The organism is Parabacteroides sp. AM08-6, from assembly GCF_003473295.1.
GTDB lineage: Bacteria > Bacteroidota > Bacteroidia > Bacteroidales > Tannerellaceae > Parabacteroides.
Window position 1 is genome coordinate 1 of sequence record NZ_QRMP01000021.1, and the last position, 18,494, is coordinate 18,494.

Annotated in this window: 23 protein-coding genes; 13 read left to right on the top strand and 10 right to left on the bottom strand. The window is 37.5% G+C overall.

The genetic code is table 11. From position 1 onward, the window contains the following. The first annotated feature begins 487 nt into the window (after positions 1–487). Complete coding sequence (locus tag DW103_RS12545) at positions 488–892, top strand: DUF3408 domain-containing protein (protein ID WP_158576696.1); 405 nt, start codon at positions 488–490, stop codon at positions 890–892. 156 nt (positions 893–1,048) lie between these two features. Here the strand turns inward: DW103_RS12545 and DW103_RS12550 are convergent, their stop codons facing one another. Then, a complete protein-coding gene (locus tag DW103_RS12550; RefSeq protein ID WP_122276654.1) occupies positions 1,049–1,795 on the bottom strand; it encodes a hypothetical protein in 747 nt (248 codons plus the stop codon). Positions 1,796–2,026: 231 nt separating this feature from the next. Between DW103_RS12550 and DW103_RS12555 the strand changes: the two genes are divergently transcribed. The 3 genes from DW103_RS12555 to DW103_RS12565 all read left to right on the top strand — a co-directional run bounded on the left by DW103_RS12555 (position 2,027) and on the right by DW103_RS12565 (position 3,468). Further along, a complete protein-coding gene (locus DW103_RS12555; RefSeq protein WP_122276656.1) occupies positions 2,027–2,806 on the top strand; it encodes a ParA family protein in 780 nt (259 codons plus the stop codon). A gap of 153 nt (positions 2,807–2,959) precedes the next feature. Beyond that, a complete protein-coding gene (locus tag DW103_RS12560) occupies positions 2,960–3,166 on the top strand; it encodes a helix-turn-helix domain-containing protein (RefSeq protein WP_122276658.1) in 207 nt (68 codons plus the stop codon). Between the two features lie 8 nt (positions 3,167–3,174). After that, positions 3,175–3,468, top strand: coding sequence for a helix-turn-helix domain-containing protein (locus DW103_RS12565; protein ID WP_122276660.1), 294 nt, complete (start codon positions 3,175–3,177; stop codon positions 3,466–3,468). 67 nt (positions 3,469–3,535) lie between these two features. On the opposite strand, the gene DW103_RS12570 is transcribed toward DW103_RS12565, so the two are convergent. Continuing rightward, positions 3,536–4,756: a site-specific integrase gene (locus DW103_RS12570; RefSeq protein WP_122276663.1), complete on the bottom strand. Its 1,221-nt coding sequence runs from the start codon at positions 4,754–4,756 to the stop codon at positions 3,536–3,538. Between the two features lie 19 nt (positions 4,757–4,775). Next, positions 4,776–6,005, bottom strand: coding sequence for a site-specific integrase (locus DW103_RS12575; RefSeq protein ID WP_122276665.1), 1,230 nt, complete (start codon positions 6,003–6,005; stop codon positions 4,776–4,778). Between the two features lie 70 nt (positions 6,006–6,075). Between DW103_RS12575 and DW103_RS12580 the strand changes: the two genes are divergently transcribed. Beyond that, the gene (locus DW103_RS12580) at positions 6,076–6,477 is read left to right on the top strand and encodes a tyrosine-type recombinase/integrase (RefSeq protein WP_370453484.1); all 402 of its coding nucleotides are present in this window, start codon (positions 6,076–6,078) and stop codon (positions 6,475–6,477) included. Between the two features lie 65 nt (positions 6,478–6,542). On the opposite strand, the gene DW103_RS12585 is transcribed toward DW103_RS12580, so the two are convergent. The 5 genes from DW103_RS12585 to DW103_RS12605 form a co-directional block, all read right to left on the bottom strand. Continuing rightward, entirely contained in the window at positions 6,543–6,845 is a 303-nt protein-coding gene (locus DW103_RS12585; protein ID WP_122276667.1) for a helix-turn-helix domain-containing protein, read from the bottom strand. 6 nt (positions 6,846–6,851) lie between these two features. After that, positions 6,852–7,148 (bottom strand): helix-turn-helix domain-containing protein, encoded by a 297-nt coding sequence (locus DW103_RS12590; RefSeq protein WP_122276669.1) that lies wholly within the window; start codon positions 7,146–7,148, stop codon positions 6,852–6,854. Between the two features lie 256 nt (positions 7,149–7,404). Beyond that, positions 7,405–7,698: a helix-turn-helix domain-containing protein gene (locus DW103_RS12595; protein WP_002560566.1), complete on the bottom strand. Its 294-nt coding sequence runs from the start codon at positions 7,696–7,698 to the stop codon at positions 7,405–7,407. A gap of 81 nt (positions 7,699–7,779) precedes the next feature. Beyond that, positions 7,780–8,073: a DUF3876 domain-containing protein gene (locus DW103_RS12600; RefSeq protein WP_122276671.1), complete on the bottom strand. Its 294-nt coding sequence runs from the start codon at positions 8,071–8,073 to the stop codon at positions 7,780–7,782. Continuing rightward, on the bottom strand, positions 8,060–8,374 hold the full coding sequence (locus DW103_RS12605) for a helix-turn-helix domain-containing protein (RefSeq protein WP_122276673.1): 315 nt from the start codon (positions 8,372–8,374) through the stop codon (positions 8,060–8,062). The genes DW103_RS12600 and DW103_RS12605 overlap by 14 nt, the downstream gene beginning before the upstream one ends. Before the next feature lie 217 nt (positions 8,375–8,591). Here DW103_RS12605 and DW103_RS12610 point away from each other — a divergent pair, with 217 nt between their 5' ends. The 8 genes from DW103_RS12610 (at position 8,592) to DW103_RS12650 (ending at position 13,815) form a co-directional block, all read left to right on the top strand. After that, positions 8,592–9,137 carry a TetR/AcrR family transcriptional regulator gene (locus tag DW103_RS12610; RefSeq protein ID WP_122276675.1) on the top strand — a complete coding sequence of 182 codons (546 nt, stop codon included), beginning with the start codon at positions 8,592–8,594 and terminating at the stop codon, positions 9,135–9,137. Between the two features lie 53 nt (positions 9,138–9,190). After that, positions 9,191–9,709, top strand: coding sequence for a DinB family protein (locus tag DW103_RS12615; RefSeq protein WP_118317728.1), 519 nt, complete (start codon positions 9,191–9,193; stop codon positions 9,707–9,709). Between the two features lie 114 nt (positions 9,710–9,823). Beyond that, positions 9,824–10,360: a TetR/AcrR family transcriptional regulator gene (locus DW103_RS12620; protein ID WP_122276677.1), complete on the top strand. Its 537-nt coding sequence runs from the start codon at positions 9,824–9,826 to the stop codon at positions 10,358–10,360. Position 10,361: 1 nt separating this feature from the next. Then, entirely contained in the window at positions 10,362–10,820 is a 459-nt protein-coding gene (locus DW103_RS12625) for a DUF2867 domain-containing protein (RefSeq protein ID WP_122276679.1), read from the top strand. A 30-nt stretch (positions 10,821–10,850) separates the two neighbouring features. Continuing rightward, positions 10,851–11,486 (top strand): RteC domain-containing protein, encoded by a 636-nt coding sequence (locus DW103_RS12630; protein WP_122276681.1) that lies wholly within the window; start codon positions 10,851–10,853, stop codon positions 11,484–11,486. A 145-nt stretch (positions 11,487–11,631) separates the two neighbouring features. Next, positions 11,632–11,964, top strand: a complete 333-nt coding sequence (locus DW103_RS12635) for a helix-turn-helix domain-containing protein (protein ID WP_117707770.1) — start codon at positions 11,632–11,634, stop codon at positions 11,962–11,964. Positions 11,965–12,248: 284 nt separating this feature from the next. Then, entirely contained in the window at positions 12,249–12,833 is a 585-nt protein-coding gene (locus DW103_RS12645) for a BfmA/BtgA family mobilization protein (RefSeq protein ID WP_122276683.1), read from the top strand. 4 nt (positions 12,834–12,837) lie between these two features. Further along, entirely contained in the window at positions 12,838–13,815 is a 978-nt protein-coding gene (locus tag DW103_RS12650) for a DUF5712 family protein (RefSeq protein ID WP_122276685.1), read from the top strand. 71 nt (positions 13,816–13,886) lie between these two features. Here DW103_RS12650 and DW103_RS12655 read toward each other — a convergent pair whose 3' ends face one another. Continuing rightward, positions 13,887–14,624 carry a hypothetical protein gene (locus DW103_RS12655; RefSeq protein ID WP_122276687.1) on the bottom strand — a complete coding sequence of 246 codons (738 nt, stop codon included), beginning with the start codon at positions 14,622–14,624 and terminating at the stop codon, positions 13,887–13,889. Next, complete coding sequence (locus tag DW103_RS12660; RefSeq protein WP_158576698.1) at positions 14,621–17,593, bottom strand: DNA methyltransferase; 2,973 nt, start codon at positions 17,591–17,593, stop codon at positions 14,621–14,623. Before DW103_RS12660 ends, DW103_RS12655 begins: the two co-directional genes overlap by 4 nt. Between the last annotated feature and the right edge of the window lie 901 nt (positions 17,594–18,494).

The window sequence follows — 18,494 nt, forward strand, 5'->3', positions numbered from 1 at the left end:
GTCTGACTGAATCCGGGGCTTCATCACCACTTCCTGCAATGTCGCCATGTAGCCTGTGAGATATGGTACATGGTAACCTTGTGGATTAAATGTAATAATGTACCGACAAATGTCAGTCTGGCTGAATCCGGGATTTCATCATCACTTCCTGTAATGTCTCCACGTAGCCTGTGAGATATGGTACACGGTAACCTTGTGAACTAAATGTTATAATGTAGCGACAAATGTCAGTCTGACTGAATTCGGGATTTCATCATCACTTCCCTGTAATGTCTCCATGTAGCCCGTGAGATATGGTACACGGTAACCTTGTGGACTAAACCGAATTAATCGTTTCTGATGTCAGCCTGCTAATTTATGACTTTTCATGACTATTACTGACAGTCCACTTCAGACTTTCCATATTATCCTTTTCTTTGCAGTGAAGCGCTGTGTACAAGTGTACATCCAGCCTTGTAAGTTGAATATACATTATGAAAAAAGGAATATGGAAAATTATGAAAAGAAGAAGGTCAATTCCCATGGGATTGACGAAAAAGCCATCATGGCTCTGGTAGGAAACAAGGATTTGCGACATACCGTCTGCAAGCCTTCGGAAGAAGCAAATGTAAATGGCAGCACCAGCGTGCAGGCTACCGCATCGGAAGAACTGGCTGAGAGGATGGCTTATTATGAAAAGGAATACCTTCACTGTGTTCCAAGCGAAACACGCAGGTCATTGCACGTGGACGCCGTCCTGCACCAGCAATTGTCCTCTTTGATATGGGCGCTCGGACGTGGTGATGTCACTATGGAGGGATATGTCAACCGTCTTCTGGCACGGCATTTTGAAGAATACAAGGATGTACTCAACGCCATAATCGAGAATAAATGCCGGAAAGTTAAGATTTAGCCTTATCACGGGATTACCGGAAGGGGCGGACAAATACCTGCAACATTTCATCCGGTCGCCAACTATTTATGTTTGCGACCGGATGATTGTTTGAAGATAATCTTCTTTTTCATTGTACAGTGCCCTTGTAAAATCTGTCATGCCCGTAGTCTATTTTTATCGGGTTAATTCCATTAGATACCGTGGGACACAGATTTTCCATTGTGACACATATATGTCCGATTCCCCTTTGACCGTCAGATAGCGGGTGCTTTTACCAGCTTTTTCCCTGCAAATTCTGAAAAATCGGTCACTCAGCTTCATTTTTTCTTTGAACAGCGAGAGGATAAATCCCGCACGTTGGTTAAGGGCCTGCTTGCCGTACAGGGAAAGATAATGCAATAGCTTTCCCTCGTCCGCTTCACCTACAAAATTCAGGTTGTAGACATATTCTTCATATCCACCCGCCAGATCCAAACGGTCGGCACAGTCTATGATGGTGCGTTCAGGGTCTGTCACATGGACCTTTTTATCAGGATGCGGACGGACTATACCTTCCCGGAACTTATCCGGGGCGTACATGTATTCCACGAAGTCGAATTCAAAAGGCCGGAACCTGCGGACAGCGGACAGATAGATGCGGTTGAACACCTGGTTCTGCCAGCCGTAATATTCCATAGCGGAGTGGTAGGAAATATAAGACTCCGGTACAGCACTACATCCTATCTCGAACTTGTTCTCATCCACATATCCGTCCCCGGGATTGACAGGCAGATAGACGTTCTTCCTCACACGGACAATCATGTTCCGCGTCCTGTAACGGTATAAAAGGGAGGAAACGGTTTCTCTGTTTCGTATGCCGGAAAACATTTCCTTTCCACTGACAAAGCGTTTGTCCTGTATGTCATTATCATATTTGGGCATGAATCTTATTTTCTTCAAAGGTAATAAGTGACGCGCATAATCGCTAATATTTTAAAGAATAAATTTCAACTGCCAATTTCTCTCCTGACAATAACCGACTACGGATGACTATACATGACAGGCTATTCCATCTTATCATCGGAATCTTTTCCTTTACACTACCAAACACGATACCGCTATCCGGCTTCATGTTTGGCATGATTATAGTATGATCCTTTAAAAATAAAGAAAATGAAAAAAGAACCGTTATTTATTGCCTTTGCCAGTCAGAAGGGTGGTGTCGGGAAATCGGTCTTCACCGTGCTTACCGCCAGCATCCTGCACTACAGGAAAGGCTACAGGGTGGGAGTCGTGGATTGCGACGCCCCCCAGCACAGCATCTACAAGATGCGTGAACGCGACATCGAAAACGTACAGAAGAATGACTTCCTGAAAGTCGCCCTTTACCGGCAACACGAACAGATCCAGAAACTAGCCTATCCGATTATCAGGAGTAATCCGGAGAAAGCGGTGGAAGACTTGAATAATTATGTACAGGAGGAGAAGACGGAATTTGATATCGTCCTTTTCGACCTGCCCGGAACCCTGCGTTCCGAAGGGGTTATTTACACCATCGCTTCAATGAACCACATTTTCGTACCTCTCAAAGCGGACAGTATTGTCATGCAAAGTTCCCTGCAATTTGCCGAGGTTATTGAAGAAGAACTGGTAAGCCGTCATAACTGTAACCTTAACGGAGTCCATCTCTTTTGGAACATGATTGACCGGCGTGAGAGGAAAGAGACATACGAGATATGGACTCAGGTTATCCGGGAAGCGAATCTGCGTCTGTTGGATACACGTATTCCTGATTCGAAACGCTATAACAGGGAGCTTAGCCCTACCCGTAGCGACATTTTCCGTTCCACCCTGTTCCCACCCGATAACCGTGAAATGCAAAATTCCTGTATTATGGAACTGCTTGATGAAATCTGCCGGGTGACAAATCTGGAATCCCCTGCCACCTTATAAGATCCCGGTATGGAATAAATAAAAACAAGAAAAATGGAAGTATATTACATTGAAGCCGGAATCTTTGAGAGAATGCTGGCGCGGGTTGAGAGCCTGTCCGCACAGGTAGACCGCTTGTATGAAAAGAACAGGGAAAAGAAACCGGTAGAATGAATGGACAATCAGGATGTCTGCCTGCGCCTTGACATCTCTCCACGTACCCTACAAACTCTACGGGATACCGGACGGCTGGCATTCACCCAAATCCAGCGTAAAATCTACTACAAGCCGGAGGACGTGGAAAAGCTGATGGTTTATGTCGGTATGAAATGCAAGGAAAAGGCGTTGAAAGAAAAAAGGAAGAATGACAGTATTAAATAGAGGTAATTATGGAAGGTATCATTACGAAAGACAATAACCGCGTAAAGTTGTTTTTCAGTCTGTTGGATAATATCCAGACGAATATAGAAGAACTTGCGGAAAACAATCGTCCGCCGTTCAACGGTGAACGCTTTCTGACCGATAAGGAACTGTCGGACCTGTTAAAAATCAGCCGCAGATGCTTGCAGGACTATCGGGACCAGGGGCGAATCCCTTACATCCAGTTGGGCGGAAAAATATTGTATAAGGTATCTGACATTGAGAAACTCTTGGAGGACAATTATCACGAATCCCTGATATAATGTAGGTCGTTCAAAACTTAAGGATGGCAGCTGGAACCGGCGTTTGACGGTTCCGACTGCCATTTTATTATTCAGGCATTTCCGTTAGTACGACCGTATCCCCCTTTCTTCTTCTTTTCATCAGCCGGTCCATATCACCGGATATCTTCTGGTCGGTAACCTGTGCATAAACCTGCGTACTGTTGATGTTCGTATGCCCCATCATCTTGGCGATACTTTCTATCGGGATGCCGGAGGTCAGCATCAGGGTTCCGAACGAATGCCGGGCCATGTGGTAGGACAAGTTCTCTTTCATGCCCAATGCCACGCCCATCCCGTGCACCTCGTACCAGAGTACATCACGGACAGGTAACGGGAAGACCGGTCTGCTGTCATCCGTTGTATTGTAAAGTTCAAGTATCTGTTCGGCTACCGGATGCAACGGGATAAATGCTTCCACGTCCGTCTTGACCCGACAGATACGGATGTACGTTCTGCCCTCCGATGTCTTTCCGATGTGGTGGGGATAGAGTCCGCGCGCATCCGCATAAGCAAGACCAGTCAGTGAAGAAAAGATGAACGCCCTGCGTGCCAGTTCCATCATCGGGTCGGGCAGCGGGGTTTCCATCATCCTCTTCAGTTCACCCCGGCTGATGTGTCTTAACTTTAACGGGTCTTTCTTTTCGTAGGCCACATCCTCTATCGGGTTGGCTCTCAATATTTCCCGGTCTACTGCTATATAAATAAGACGGTTGAGCCAGCATAGGCAATGGTTCACGTGCCCCGGTTTGTGTCCCAGCTCATTCTTGAGAAAGACCTTGAATGATTCGGCGAATTCCTCAGTGATATCTGAAAAGGCGATGTCCTTCATCCCCCGGGATTCGATGAACTGTCTCAGGTTGAGTTGCGTGGTCTTTGACTGGCGGTAGGTTGAAGTGGAGTTGATTTCTGCCGAACGGATTCTCAAACGTCCACGTTCTACCTCTCCGGCCTGTAGCAGGAACTCCGGTATGGAATTGGCTCCCGATACGGTGGTCTTGAGCAGTTCGGCTGTGACCACTCCCTGATTCTTCAGCAGATTGTCGTATGCCTCTTCCAGCCGGTTACGGAATCCGGCAAGGCGGTTGTTCTCTCTGATAGTCCTGATCTCACACCTTTTGCTGTCCCAGTCTTCCGGTTTGCAATAGATGCCGGTAGTGATGGTTGACTTCTTGCCGTCAATGCTGATCCGGCAGAGAACGGCTGTCGTACCGTCCGATTTCACCTTGTTACGGTTGATGTAGAATAAAAGCTTGAATGTACTGCGCATGATAATGATATTTTTAGGATTAAAGAATGAGTTTCAAATCACGGGTCGTCTCGATGAACCTGTCCATGTCCTCGAATAGCCTCTTCGGGGTAACACGCGCGTAGATTTGGGTGGTTCTGATATTGGAATGCCCCAGCATTTTGCTGATGGTTTCTATCGGTACTCCCTCTTCGAGCGTGACCAGTGAGGCGAAAGAGTGTCTCCCCATGTGGTAGACAAGATCCTGGCTAAGTCCGGCCATCAGACGCAGGGCTTTCATATTTCCTCTGAGGGTATGGTAGTCCTGTGGCGGGAAGAGGGTCTCGCGGGTATCGTCCCGGTATTTCTCAATCAGTGCGATGGCTTCCGGCAGCAGCTTGACACGTCCGAGGTAGTCGGTTTTCTTTCTCCGGTACTTGAGCCAGAGGTTGCCCCCGTCATCTGTGAAAAGGTTCTCCCTTGTGATGCTCACCACATCGGCGTAGGCGGTTCCGGTGTAACAAGCGAAGAGGAAAAGGTCTTTGGTGATGACATGTGACCTGCGCTTTTCCGGAATATCCAAATCACGCAGCTTCTCGAAATTCTCACGGCTCAATGCCTTGGGAGTGCTTTCTTTTTTCTTTGGCAATTTGAAATAGGAGAAGTGATATTTTTCCGAATACCCTTCCTTGTAGGCGATGCGGCAGATTTTTTTCAAGATGGCGAGGTAGTGGCGCACGGTTTCCATTGCCAATTTTTTCTTTTCCAAACAGAAATCCTGATAGTCACGGATGAACTGTTCATTGAGCTGCCCGAATGCTAGGTCCGATACCTTGAATGTCACTTTGATGAATTCGGCAAGTGTACGTCGGGTGTACACGTAGGTTCCCATCGTGGTCGGGGCGCGGTCAATGCCAACACGTGCTTTCAGTTCCTCATTGTGACGGTCGAGCAACTTGAGCAAGGTCATCTGTATGCCTGCGTTCCCCTGCAACAGATCCCTGACTGCTACTGCGTCGAAATCCTTTTTTCTTTCCATAAGGGAGTTGAAGGCCGAGTGTATGGCAACCAGCAGTTTCTCTATTTTCTCATTGGTTTCCACCGCTTCCCGGCTCTTGCCATTCAGTCGGCTTTCACGGGGATTCCAAAGTTCGGGAGTGCAGGACAGCTTACAACTGAACTGGGCCATCGTGCGGTTCAGGGTAATTCGTCCCATGATCGGGGCTTTCCCTGACTTGTCCGGTTCGCTCTTTTTCAGGTAGAGCAGCACCTTGAATTTTTCTACTTTCATAACGCTCTTTTTAGGTTGTAAAAATACTCCTTTGAAAAGCGTTCTTTGGTATGCAGAATATTGATAAACAGTGAATACAAATCCGTTTGACTTCTGTTTCAAAAACGTCAGTTACCTATCGGAGATTCAGAAACAGGCGGCTAACAGTTTGGTAACTGAAACGCTGCAATATTTTGTTTTCTTTTGCAGGTCAGCCTATTTTACAATTCTCGCAAAATGCTTAATTATAAACGTTTTACGTTTAATTCTCGCCATTCTGTTTTTAACTGCATTTCTAAATATTACTCATACCGGACGTCATACATTTTCGACTGTCGTTACGCTAGCTAACAATGTTTCATTGGAAAATGTATCTAAAATGCTCGGTCATACTAATACGAAAATGACACAACGATACGCAAAAGTATTGGATCAGAGTATTCTCCGAGATATGCAGAACGTACGGGAGAACTTCTCTACTAAAACCACCTAAAGATGAAAACGGCTACCCAATCCATTCGGACGGTAGCCGTTTATCTATCTTCATTATATTAAAAGCTAAAGAGAATAATCTTCTATATTATAGGCAGAACGAAACCTATCGTCCAAAACCTTCCTAATATCCGATTCACGAAACAGCACTTTGCCCGGAAGTTGAATAAAAGGGAAAATGCCATCATCCCGATAATACTGCAAAGTTCTACGGCTGATTTTGAGAATGGAACAAAGTTCTTCGCTTGTCAAATACCGTTCACCTTCAAACAAGGGCTTATTATTCTTCAATGCATATTCTATATAAGGAAAAGCCCTATCTAACGATTGCAATAATTCTTGGCTATCCTCATTCGTGTACAAATCCATAAGCAATTATTCTTTAGAGGTTACTTTTATTCTACCTGAATCCAATAGTTTTTGTACTTCGGCAACCTTATAATATACTTTCTTGCCAACTGTCGAAAAAGAAAGTTTACCCCTCTCCCGTAAAGTCTGTAAGGTTCTCAAAGAAATATTTAAGGAAGCTGCCAATGTTTTGCCCTCTATCCATTCTTTCTCCATACACATATCAGAGGGAGATAAAGAGGTATTATCTGCCAATGATATAATCTGTTCCAGCTTCTTTCTAAAAGAATCGAAGGAAACTCTTTCTATTGCTACTATATCCATATATAAATTACTTTTCAAAATTCATTATCTCAATCCTTTTTTTAAGTAAGTTTTCCAGAACTCAATATGAAGCATTGACAAAGGTAAGTTCCGTATTTAGCCTGTTCAAGTCCGAGCCTTCGGTTTAGAAGAAAATCTTCCTCTCACTATGTTCGAGCGTATTTTCATCTAAAGACTTGCACAGACTAAATACTTCACTGGAAAAGTCAATGATTCAAATTAAATTCCGAAAAACAATGTTTTCGAGGGTGGCAGATTATTCTTTCCAACTTTCAAAGTAGTGTTTTTGGAGCAGTTTGTCAATATCACTTTGGCGGTAAATAATCTTTCCTTTTATCTGGATAAAGGGGATTAATCCTGTATCTCGCCATTCTTGTAGGGTTCGCAAACTGACATTCAGCTTCTTGGAAACTTCATGGTTAGAAAGAAAACGTTCTCCGTTCAGGTGGGGTTTGTAATGCTTGACAATAGATTCAATGCCGTTCAGCATTGAATCGAGCGAAGAAATAAATTCTTTGACTTGTGGGGTATCTTTATTTATTAGTTCCATGATTGAAAGATTGTTTTATTAAAATATTGATTTCAAGATTGCTAGATAGCTAATCAGTTATATGATTAGTTGGTTAATAAGTTAGTTACGCAGATAGTCACCTAATGATGAAATGCTAAGTACATCTTTTGCCGGGTCATAATCTATATAGAGCCGTTTGGATGCAGTGGCAATAAAATACTGGCTACCATCTTGCTGTATCTCATAAGTAGCGGGCGAAGCCTGTTTGGTGGTTTCCGATACATATATAATAGAAAGAAGATAATCTCTGTCGTTCCGATAAATGATAACCGTAGGATTCAGATTAATGCTTTCCCATGTACCGACAATGGAAAACAAATTGAAGGACGGATAATCTTCTTTAGTTCTTTTCATAAGGCGTGGTTTGTTTGGGTGATTGATTAAGTATTTCTCTGTCTGCAATAATTCTTTCAATATAAGCAGATTTATAATAAATCTTACTGCCTATTTGAGAATAAGCCAATCTTCCGCTACTCCGATAATATTGCAGCGTTCGTTTGCTAAAGCCCAATAATAGGCACACAGCCTGACTATCCAGCCAGTTTTCTACTTTTTGAGTATGAGTGCTGCACAAACTTTCTATTCGTTTGGCAAACTCCGTGAACCGTTCGCAGACATACGAAAAGGTTCTCTTTTCAATGGTTACTACTTCCATACTTTCATTTTTTTATGGTTTATAAAACGTGTTGATTTAACTTTCACCAGCAAATGAAAGAAGAATCAAGAGACGTTTTAAAAACTGTCTGGAAGTGGCATGAAGTGGTTATAACTGACCGAATAAATGAAGATAGAAATTATACACTGTGAACATACAAGATGTTAAAATTGCCCATTTTATACTTACTACTAAGTAAATTGCATATATTTGCGCCATGAATGATACTAGAAATGAAATAATAAGATTAGGAAGTGAGTTAATTCTCTCTATTGGCTACAATTCTTTTAGCTATGCAGACATATCTAAAGCGTTGAATATAAAGAATGCAGCTATTCATTATTATTTCCCTTCAAAGTCAGATTTGGGAGTAGAGATAATAAGAAGAAATCTAAATGCTTTCAACAAGCTAACTAAAACATGGGAAAGTTTGGATTACAAATTACAGTTTTCCAATTATATTCATATGCACGATAGTTTTATCAAGAATCATTGGGTTTGTATAGTTGGCTCACTTTCGCCATCTTATGACACTTTACCTGAAAACATGCAGAAAGAGTTGCAGGAATTGGTAAACACAATTCTAAAATGGCTTACAGCTTTATTAGATAATGGTTTAAAAAATAATGCTTTTTCATTTACGGAAACACCAAGAACAAAGGCTTTCATGGTTCATTCCGCATTACTATCTTCTTTGCAAATGAATAAAGTATTAAAAAATGATGTGTATAAGTCAATACAGGAAGGATTATTAAATATCTAATATTTTTTTTGCCCTAATAACTTACTTACTAATAAGTATATAAATTTATAGAAATGAAAAGAATTGATTTTTTAAGAGAACAGATTATCGAATCGAGGAATTTTGTAAATCGTTTGATTTCCGAAATACCACAAGATTTATGGTACACAATTCCTCAAAACACAGATTCAAATTTTGCTTGGCAAGTTGGACATTTAATGATTAGTCAAAACTTCCATGCTATCACATGTATCACAGGAAGAAATACTAAAATCACAGAATTGATTCCCATCGTTGATTATGTGAAAATCTTTAATGGGATGGGAACTCTACACAGGTCAGTAGAAAAAAACTTGATCCCAACATATGAGCTAAAAGAACAGTTCGATACCATTCACGAAATATGCATAGATAATTTATCACAATTAAATGATGATATATTATTTGAGCAATTAGAACCTATTCCGTTTAAACATCCGGTAGCTAATAATAAATATGAAGCATTATCTTGGTGCTTCAAACATGAAATGTGGCATAGTGCAGAAATGGAAGAACTAAAGCGTATGCTCGGCTATCCTATCAAATGGCTATAAAGATAGTTGTATCTTAAATACAGGAAATGATAATAAAAGAGACAGGCAAGCTATTGTTTATTCTAATAAAGTGATTACATTTGCATACCATACTATATGGTATGTATTTAAATTATGAAGAAAGTAGATAAAAAGCAATGGTTCGTGACAGGACTAACAGTTTTGGAAAAAGAAGGATTTGCAAGAATCACGATAGATAATCTATGCGGATTATTGCAAATCACCAAAGGTGCATTCTATCATCATTTCAAAAACATAGACGGCTATGTGGATGCATTGATGAGGTATTGGTTGGAGGTAAACACATTTGAGTTTATTCGTGAAGTGGACAAATTGAACACTCCCAAAGAACAATTGCAAAAATTGGCTGATATGGCAGCATACGCTTCTATCCGAAACGAAAGTGTAATACGGGCGTGGGGGTACTCCAGTCCAATTGTACGAAATTATGTAGCGCAAGCGGACAATATCAGATTGGAGTATGCAACCAAGCTAAATGAAGCAATCGGATTAGATGCTAAACAAGCAATGGATTTGGCGGTAATACAATATTCCATGCTAATTGGCATGCAACAAGTTTGCTCGGATCTATCAGCAAAACAGTTTAAAGAGTTGCAGGATATGGTTATCAATAAATTTAAAGAGCAGTAAGATGAAAAATATACCAACAAACAGCTTGATTGAAAAGTATCTACCTGCCGATTATGTGGATTCTTATTCAAGAGAAATAGTTTGTAATCAGAAAATAACACCTGAAAAATTTCGCAATTTAGCTTTTAACCAACTTCCTAAATGGATAGATTGGTTAATGAATTTACGAAACGCTATTGTAAAACCAATGGGATTGGACACAAAGAGTAGATTTACAAATATGGTGTCCGATAAAAACGAGCATGAAGAAATTTTTGGAATGCCTGACAGCCACTTGGATTTTCATGTTTCAATGTGGTGTGGTGCATATAAAGATGGCAAACAGGAACTTAGGATTACTACTATTGTGAAATATAACAATTGGCTTGGACGAATGTATTTTTTCTTTATTAGACCATTTCACAAAATTATCATTTACTCTCTATTGAAACGAATAAAGAATAAATATGAACGGCAATAAACGAAACGTATAACACATGTTTGATTGCTTATGCCAAAATGGAGCCTTTCAGATCAAAATATATATAGTCTTCTCAACTCTTCTTGCACAGAAGAAAATTTTGATGAAGCCCAACTACTTATGGCATATAGAGAATTTGTTGAATCTGTAATTACCTTTCTGAATAATGAATCAGATTACAAAACTTTAATTAGAGAACTAAATCTTACCTACATAGAATTTGAAGCACTAAAAAATAGTTTAGAAATCAGAAGAGATTTCTGTTATGAAACAAAAAGTATAACATGCAATAAGATACTTTCATTTATTAATAAAGAACTAGACCTACTCCATCATCAAATGGAATTTCCCAAATTCTTTATTAACATTGAAGCTGGATGGAAATCTACCTTACACCTAAATAAAGATATTGCAAAGTACATCGACATAATGGAAATCGTATGTGGACTTTATTATCTAAAATGTATTACAACGGTTGATGGTAAGGAAATACATTTCAGTGATTTAGCAAATGCTTTTGAAAAGCTGTTTAACATAAAATTCAGTGATATTTATAAAAAAGAAGAAGAGGTTATCAAACGTAAGCCTGATAAACGAACAGCCTTTTTAGATAAACTAAGAGTCGCTATTATCGAAAAGTGTAAAGAAGAGGGATATTTTCCATAAAATCAAAATACAGATATTCAGGGTATTAATCATAATTTATCGGGGAATGGGTGATCTATTCCCCGAACTTATTTGCAGTCATTTTTAGAACTTTGCTTCATCAATCGATTGAAAATAATTAATGTTCAACTTAAAATGAAGCAAAATGTATATAGACAATGAAAACTTCGAGAAATGGATGGAGAAACTTTCCAAAAAACTCACCGAGATCGGGCAAGACCTGAAATCTCTTATCAATACCGACACCGTATTCGATGAAAATGAGAAGCTGTTAGATAATCAAGACTTAGCCTTTCTGCTAAAAGCATCTTTCAGAACCCTACAACGCTATCGGGCAAAAGGTGTACTTCCCTACTTTAACATTGGACGGAAAACGTACTATAGAGCCAGCGACATCCGGGCTTTTGTTCGTGAGTATGCCGATTCTCAAACCTACAAGCAGTTCGAAAAAGCCAATCAGTTAGAGAATCAACCCTGATAGCAAAAAGCAGCAGAGGAAAGAAGCCTATGTTCGGACTATTCCTCTGTGCTACTACCCCGATTTAGCAGAAACTGCTCCACCTATCGGTTCAGCCCGTTTCACTAAATCGAGCAAGAGGGAACTGGACAAGTCCTGTTCTTCCCTCTTGCCCTGCGGGGCAAAGCCTTCGGCTTTAGCGTATTACAAGAATACGCTGTAATGACACTCGTAATAAGCATTATCTTTTTAATGCTTATTATCAGGTATTTATCTATTCATATTTCTATTAAAAAGTAATTACCATGCCAAATAACAGTCGAAAAACGATATTCACTACCATTTCCGTAGACAAGGGAACAGCAGCTTTGGTAGAAAAGATATGCAAACGCTATTCACTGAAAAAGAGTGAAGTTGTAAAGTTGGCGTTCGGGTATATAGACAAGGCACATATCAACCCATCCGAAGCACCTGAATCCATAAAATCGGAACTGGCGAAAATAAATAAGAGACAGGATGATATTATCCGTTTCATTCATCACTATGAAGAAGAGCAACTGAATCCGATGATACGGACAACAAATTCTATAGCTTTGCGTTTCGATGCTATCGGCAAAACTTTAGAAACTCTAATTCTCTCTCAACTGGAAGCCAGCCAAGAGAAACACACAGCCATATTGAAAAAGTTAAGTGAACAGTTCTGTAATCATGCCGATGTAATAAACAACCAATCCAAACAGATAAATGCACTATACCAAATACACCAACGGGATTATAAAAAGCTACTTCAACTGATACAACTCTATTCGGAACTTTCCGCTTGTGGTGTGATGGATAACAAAAGAAAAGAGAACCTGAAAGTTAAAATCAGCAATCTGATAAATACATAGGATTATGCACATAGACTTTGCCCCGCCATCCAATGGAACATATAATAATTCTGGGAGTTGCCGACAGTTAGCTAATTACATGGAACACGAGGATTTAGAAAGAATGGAAAAGGGTATTTATGCCGAGGGCTTTTTCAATCTGGCAGAGGATAACATCTACAAATCAAAAGTGATAAAGGATATAGATAGCAATATCGGACAACTTCTAAAAACAGATGCTAAGTTTTATGCTATTCATGTCAGCCCATCAGAAAAAGAACTCCGAGCAATTGGTTATACAGAACAGGAACAAGCCGAAGCCATGAAACGCTATATCCGTGAAGTGTTTATCCCTGAATATGCCAAGAACTTTAATAAAGAACTATCTGCTTCTGATATTAAATTCTATGGTAAGATTCATTTTAACCGTAGTCGTTCTAATAACGAACTGAATATGCATTGTCATTTGATTGTGAGCCGGAAAGACCAAGCAAATAAAAAGAAGCTATCTCCACTTACCAATCACAAGAACACCAAGAACGGAGTAATTAAAGGTGGCTTCAATCGTGTGAATCTATTCCAACAAGCAGAACTGGGATTTGATAAGCAATTCGGCTACAATAGACAATTATCAGAATCCTTTGAGTACGCCAATACCATGAAAAACGGTTCTATAGCGAAACAGATTAAACAACAAGAGTTAGAATATCAATATAATAAAGGAAAAGCCGAAATCAATCAAGATAACAATCAGGAAAACTTGCTTTCTCTTAATCTTGAAAACAGGAAATCAAGTGATAAGACTTCCAATACAGATACACATATTGCTATCAAACAAGAAAATTATACTTATGTAGTTCCATTTTTCAATCAAAAGAACAATATTTCTCCCAATTCCCAAATTCCTTTTACCTCATCGGAAATTGTTTTCAGAAAAAATTCTATAATCCGACAAAACCAAATACCGAAATTTAAGAAAAGAAACAGAAAAAATAAATTATAAGACATCTCGCAACAATAAATTTATCAAAGACTGGCTAACATATTTATTTGAGTATCTTTTATCAAAACTTCTCATTGTGTGAAATCGAAAAAAAGATGGAATATATGAATAGGAGTAATGATTTGATCTTCATATATTCGGACGTGATCTGATTGGAAGCCATATCTAAAACTAGCAATTGGGCAATTTAACAAATTATGATTTTGTATATAGCCAAAAGACAACTTTCCATGAGTTAAATTGCAAAGAAGAATTCCCTCTTTTAACTTTGTGATAACATCATCTGGATTATTGTTAATTATATATCCCAACATACCTCCAAAAGACTTGTTCGTAGCATATTTGTTAATCAAGAATCTATAAAGCCCTCCATCATCTTCTTTATGTTTTGTTACATTATGAATATATGCATTTATTCTTGATTTACTAATACTCACAGGCTTACACTCCAAGACAAGATATTGGCTTATCCAATCACTATGTTCAAATTTAAGATCATAATAGCCAATAAGTTTATCTTGATTTCTAGCTTCTGAATTAACCATAAATCCATCCAATACAAAATTCTCATTCTTTTGAAGTTGCCGACGAATATGATCTGTTATTTCCTCTTCCTTACTATTTCTTAAAACTTCACGATCATCTGCGGTAATGCTATTATAAACAGTGGACAAATAAGCAAATATCTGAGTAAGATAAAAATTATCATCAAATTTAGAAGACTCTTGCAGGTGCCTCTGTCTCATTTCTTTAAATGCATTGGATTCACTGCTAGAAGTTGGAATATATAAAAAATCAACATTACTCATAGTTGCAAAAGTTTTTTTATTTCGGCTTTCGCATCGTCATAAGCAGCTGATTTAGTCCAATTTTTAGGATCCAAATCTTTCATTATGAAAATGCTATCTTCTGAATAAATACGTTCTTTCAGAGACACAAGAACGGTATTGCCTACTAATTTCAACAACTGGTGATTAATTGATAAGCGTACCTTATCTATTTGGGGTGAATCCGAACCATTTTCACCAAATGTTATTTTAACTCCTGCAATATCAAAAGGCAGACTTGAATTATAAGAATATTCAAATTTAGTTATTCCTGTTTTTAAAAATCTTCTAATCGTTTTAAAGAATACATGACAATAGTCTTCAAGTACTTCCTTTGTTATTTTTTGATCTTTCGATACGAAGAAATCAGCAACACGCTGTTTTTCAACACAGTTAAAGTCATACAAATCACAAACTAATTCATTTAGTTCATCTTTTTTTTCTTCAAACAAATAAACGCCTTCAGATATTTCTCTAGATAACAATGTTAGTTTTTCTACAATGGTTTTATTGAATCTTTTAGGAATAGGTATTTTTTTTATATCCGAGGAGTCTAATCGTGATAAAGAGCTATCTATACGTTTTCTCAGTTTTATCTGAGAAAAATAATTCAACAATTCAGAATTTAAACAGCAAACAATAGTATGGTATAGTTCTGGATCTTGCAATTTAATGACATAAATATCAGTTCCAAAATAGACTTTGTTGTTTGAATAAACAGCTTTTATTTCTCCCCCTATGCGTGAACAAAGAATCTTCTCTCCTGTATAAACAAAGTTATTTCGAGGTCTATCAAAATTAGAAATATCATTCCTGCAATAGGAATTAATATTCTTAATTATAAAACGCTCAAGATTAGCTGATTTTACAAAAGGAATATTATACTCTTCATTTGCTATCGAATTATAATATTTATCTATAAAGGTTTGTTTTCTGAGTTCTAATTCATCTTTAGACAATAGATTTTTGTCTTCATTGAATTCTTTCTTTAATGCGCTTTCTCCCCAGTCTGAAAAACCTCTGTAACTATCATATCTCTCATCAATTAATAACAAATCAATTATTGATTTACATTCCTTTTCAAGTTTATTTGCTAATGATAGTTCAGCTTCTGTTCCAATTAAATAATCACGCAATCTAATCTTTTTATTCAATAATTCTTCTTGTCGTACATAAAGTACATCCTTTTGGTTTAATAGAATTGTTCTAAATGTTTCTGCAAAGCTATTTAATCTCGGTAAGAAATATTCTATCAAATTTGGGTTAGCAATATGATTATCAAAAATAAGTAAACATGCTGGTTCTTTTGCATAATCAAAGAGAATATCTTTTACATGATATAATTCAAATATTCTTTTCAATCGATATGTTGAAAAAATAAAATTCTGAAAACTATCCGAAGTGTTTGTGAAATTACTACTGTTTACGATAAATCCAAATTTAGTTTCATTAGTACTCCACTCCTTTATTCGATGTAAAAAACATTGAGATATTTGACGTTCTAAAGTAAAATAATTACGATATTTATCCCAATAAGAATAATTTATTTCGTCATTTATATTTTGACTAGTTTTACTAATAACAAACCATGGTGGATTACCAACTATATAATCAAATTTTTGGCTTGCAAAAGCACTATTACAGCCTTCTTCTAAAGCATTTTTTTCTTGAATATTATCACTAAAGTCAATCGAAAATAATTGTTTACTATCTTCTGAGGTGATGATTTCTGCAACAAGTTTATTTAGTTCGGCAGCTGTAATATCATTCAAAACCTCCAAATACAAAGAAAAAACAGCTAAACGAGCGGCAGTATTTTCTATTTCTATACCAAAAATATTCTCTTGAATAAATTTCAAACGATGTTGAATTCTATCATATATACTTGTCATGCCAGAAGGAGTAGTATACATCTTCCGAAAAGCTAATACAAGGAAAATACCAGACCCACAGGATGGATCTAAAATCCGACCGGGGTTATGCAAAACATTGTCAAGAACCAAATTAGCAAGTCCTTCCGGGGTATAAAAAATTCCTTGAATAGACTTCTTGTCATCTAAAAATATTTGATATATATGACTGATAAATTCTATCGGAATAACATCAAATTGAAAATCAAATAAAGATAGCTGTCCACCTATTGAACCTGAAATTGTATAAGCTATTGCAGTTAAAGCACTATCTATTAAATCATCATCTTTTATAGTGGGTGTTTCAAAAAGTTTATTATTAAACACTTCATTAATACGATGGAATAGTTCATTTATTCTTCTTGCATCTTTCTGTAACAAGATGTCTTTATAGTGAATATTACTATTACCAAAATATTTATAATAAAAATTTGAATTGATTATTTTCTTATCTTCTAGAAATTTAATAAAAAGAGTGCGGTCTATTAAAGCCTGTACAATATTACTCCTTGCTGTTTTATCAGAAAATAACGGCTTATAAATATCATCCAATTTTTCACGTAAAAAACAAAGGCTTTCAACTAAAGCTTGATCTACTGTTTTATGCTGCTTTCTTATCCTTTCAAGAGCATTATTATATTCAATCCAAAATGCTCCTGTCGTTATATGCTCTTTACTTATCTTGTCAAGAAGTTCATTATCCTCTACATTTGTTGGGATTTGCACAATATCCAATAAGTCATCTTTTGGAGAAGTGTTTATATACTTTATTTCTACAGAATTAGCCTTTTCTAAAAAAAGTAAATCCGCTTTATTCTCATTCCAGATTCGTTCATGAATAGCCTTGATATCCTCCAAGGACATATCTTCTGCTTTTATCCAATAAAAACGAGTTTTTACTTGTTCGCTCTTATCTTTTCCATAGTAAGAAACAGTCCCTAACTTGTCAGACAAACGCTCATTATGAGGAAACAAAAGAGTCTTTCTGTCCAGTTCATTGTCAGAAAACCCTAATCGATTTAACAAATTTCCATTTTTCATAATGATATTCTTAGTATGTGCAAAGGTATGAAAAATAGGCATATCTCAAAACAAGAAAGGATTTTTTAAGCATCACAACAGAGATACTTATGATACTTTACAATGTGATAGAATTAATCACAAGAATTATATAACACATTGATTTACAATAATATAAATAAGAAAATGAATATTTATAAGATATTGAGTGACAACCAATAAAAATACAAATCGTCTTTTATTCTTTTGCAGATTCATAAAAAGTCACTATTTTTGTTCTCAGTATTCTCCATGAGCAAACTACCGCAAAAGCACGTAGCAAATTAGTGGGTTAAATCATGGGATATGCTTGAAGCTAAAAATATAAAGTTTTAAATATCAGCGTGGTAACTCTACAAGGAGAATCTCAGGCGATATTGAAACAAAGAGATATTTGAATTAAGAATCGTTCTTATAGCGATGCAAAACGATAAAACATAATCGTGTGCTAAATCATGTGGATTTCCAAATGGAAGAAACTATAAAACGGTGATAATCAATATAGAGAAGATAAAAGTTCTCTTGCTGGTGGCACCACTGGAAATCAAGCAGTTACAATCAAAAGTGACTGCTTTTTTTGTGCATTTTCGGTGGTTTTTCCCTTCAAATCCTATTATTTTCTGTGTTTTTCGTGTTGGTTCACACAAGCCATGTAAACCGAGATGTAACCATGAGTACAATAATCAATGTCCATAATAAAGATATAACTTTTAGAAAATAGGGCCAATAACAACCATCGGATACAAACGTACAACCAAAACCCTTTATGCTCTTTTTGCCTCAGCGGTCGTTATATGCATAGCTGATGACAAATAAATCAGATTGGGCAATATATGTCCCGGCCTTTATTTTCTGAAGTTTTGAAAATCGAAAGCGTTTTTGA

Coding starts and splice junctions, on each gene's coding strand:
- DW103_RS12560 (WP_122276658.1), top strand. CDS start 2,960: ATGGACAATCAGGATGTCTGCCTGCGCCTTGACATCTCTCCACGTACC.
- DW103_RS12630 (WP_122276681.1), top strand. CDS start 10,851: ATGCCAAAATGGAGCCTTTCAGATCAAAATATATATAGTCTTCTCAAC.
- DW103_RS12625 (WP_122276679.1), top strand. CDS start 10,362: ATGAAAAATATACCAACAAACAGCTTGATTGAAAAGTATCTACCTGCC.
- DW103_RS12615 (WP_118317728.1), top strand. CDS start 9,191: ATGAAAAGAATTGATTTTTTAAGAGAACAGATTATCGAATCGAGGAAT.
- DW103_RS12575 (WP_122276665.1), bottom strand. CDS start 6,005: ATGAAAGTAGAAAAATTCAAGGTGCTGCTCTACCTGAAAAAGAGCGAA.
- DW103_RS12590 (WP_122276669.1), bottom strand. CDS start 7,148: ATGGATATAGTAGCAATAGAAAGAGTTTCCTTCGATTCTTTTAGAAAG.
- DW103_RS12550 (WP_122276654.1), bottom strand. CDS start 1,795: ATGCCCAAATATGATAATGACATACAGGACAAACGCTTTGTCAGTGGA.
- DW103_RS12645 (WP_122276683.1), top strand. CDS start 12,249: ATGCCAAATAACAGTCGAAAAACGATATTCACTACCATTTCCGTAGAC.
- DW103_RS12620 (WP_122276677.1), top strand. CDS start 9,824: ATGAAGAAAGTAGATAAAAAGCAATGGTTCGTGACAGGACTAACAGTT.
- DW103_RS12570 (WP_122276663.1), bottom strand. CDS start 4,756: ATGCGCAGTACATTCAAGCTTTTATTCTACATCAACCGTAACAAGGTG.
- DW103_RS12595 (WP_002560566.1), bottom strand. CDS start 7,698: ATGGAACTAATAAATAAAGATACCCCACAAGTCAAAGAATTTATTTCT.
- DW103_RS12545 (WP_158576696.1), top strand. CDS start 488: ATGGAAAATTATGAAAAGAAGAAGGTCAATTCCCATGGGATTGACGAA.
- DW103_RS12600 (WP_122276671.1), bottom strand. CDS start 8,073: ATGAAAAGAACTAAAGAAGATTATCCGTCCTTCAATTTGTTTTCCATT.
- DW103_RS12650 (WP_122276685.1), top strand. CDS start 12,838: ATGCACATAGACTTTGCCCCGCCATCCAATGGAACATATAATAATTCT.
- DW103_RS12555 (WP_122276656.1), top strand. CDS start 2,027: ATGAAAAAAGAACCGTTATTTATTGCCTTTGCCAGTCAGAAGGGTGGT.
- DW103_RS12660 (WP_158576698.1), bottom strand. CDS start 17,593: ATGAAAAATGGAAATTTGTTAAATCGATTAGGGTTTTCTGACAATGAA.
- DW103_RS12655 (WP_122276687.1), bottom strand. CDS start 14,624: ATGAGTAATGTTGATTTTTTATATATTCCAACTTCTAGCAGTGAATCC.
- DW103_RS12585 (WP_122276667.1), bottom strand. CDS start 6,845: ATGGATTTGTACACGAATGAGGATAGCCAAGAATTATTGCAATCGTTA.
- DW103_RS12605 (WP_122276673.1), bottom strand. CDS start 8,374: ATGGAAGTAGTAACCATTGAAAAGAGAACCTTTTCGTATGTCTGCGAA.
- DW103_RS12610 (WP_122276675.1), top strand. CDS start 8,592: ATGAATGATACTAGAAATGAAATAATAAGATTAGGAAGTGAGTTAATT.
- DW103_RS12565 (WP_122276660.1), top strand. CDS start 3,175: ATGGAAGGTATCATTACGAAAGACAATAACCGCGTAAAGTTGTTTTTC.
- DW103_RS12635 (WP_117707770.1), top strand. CDS start 11,632: ATGTATATAGACAATGAAAACTTCGAGAAATGGATGGAGAAACTTTCC.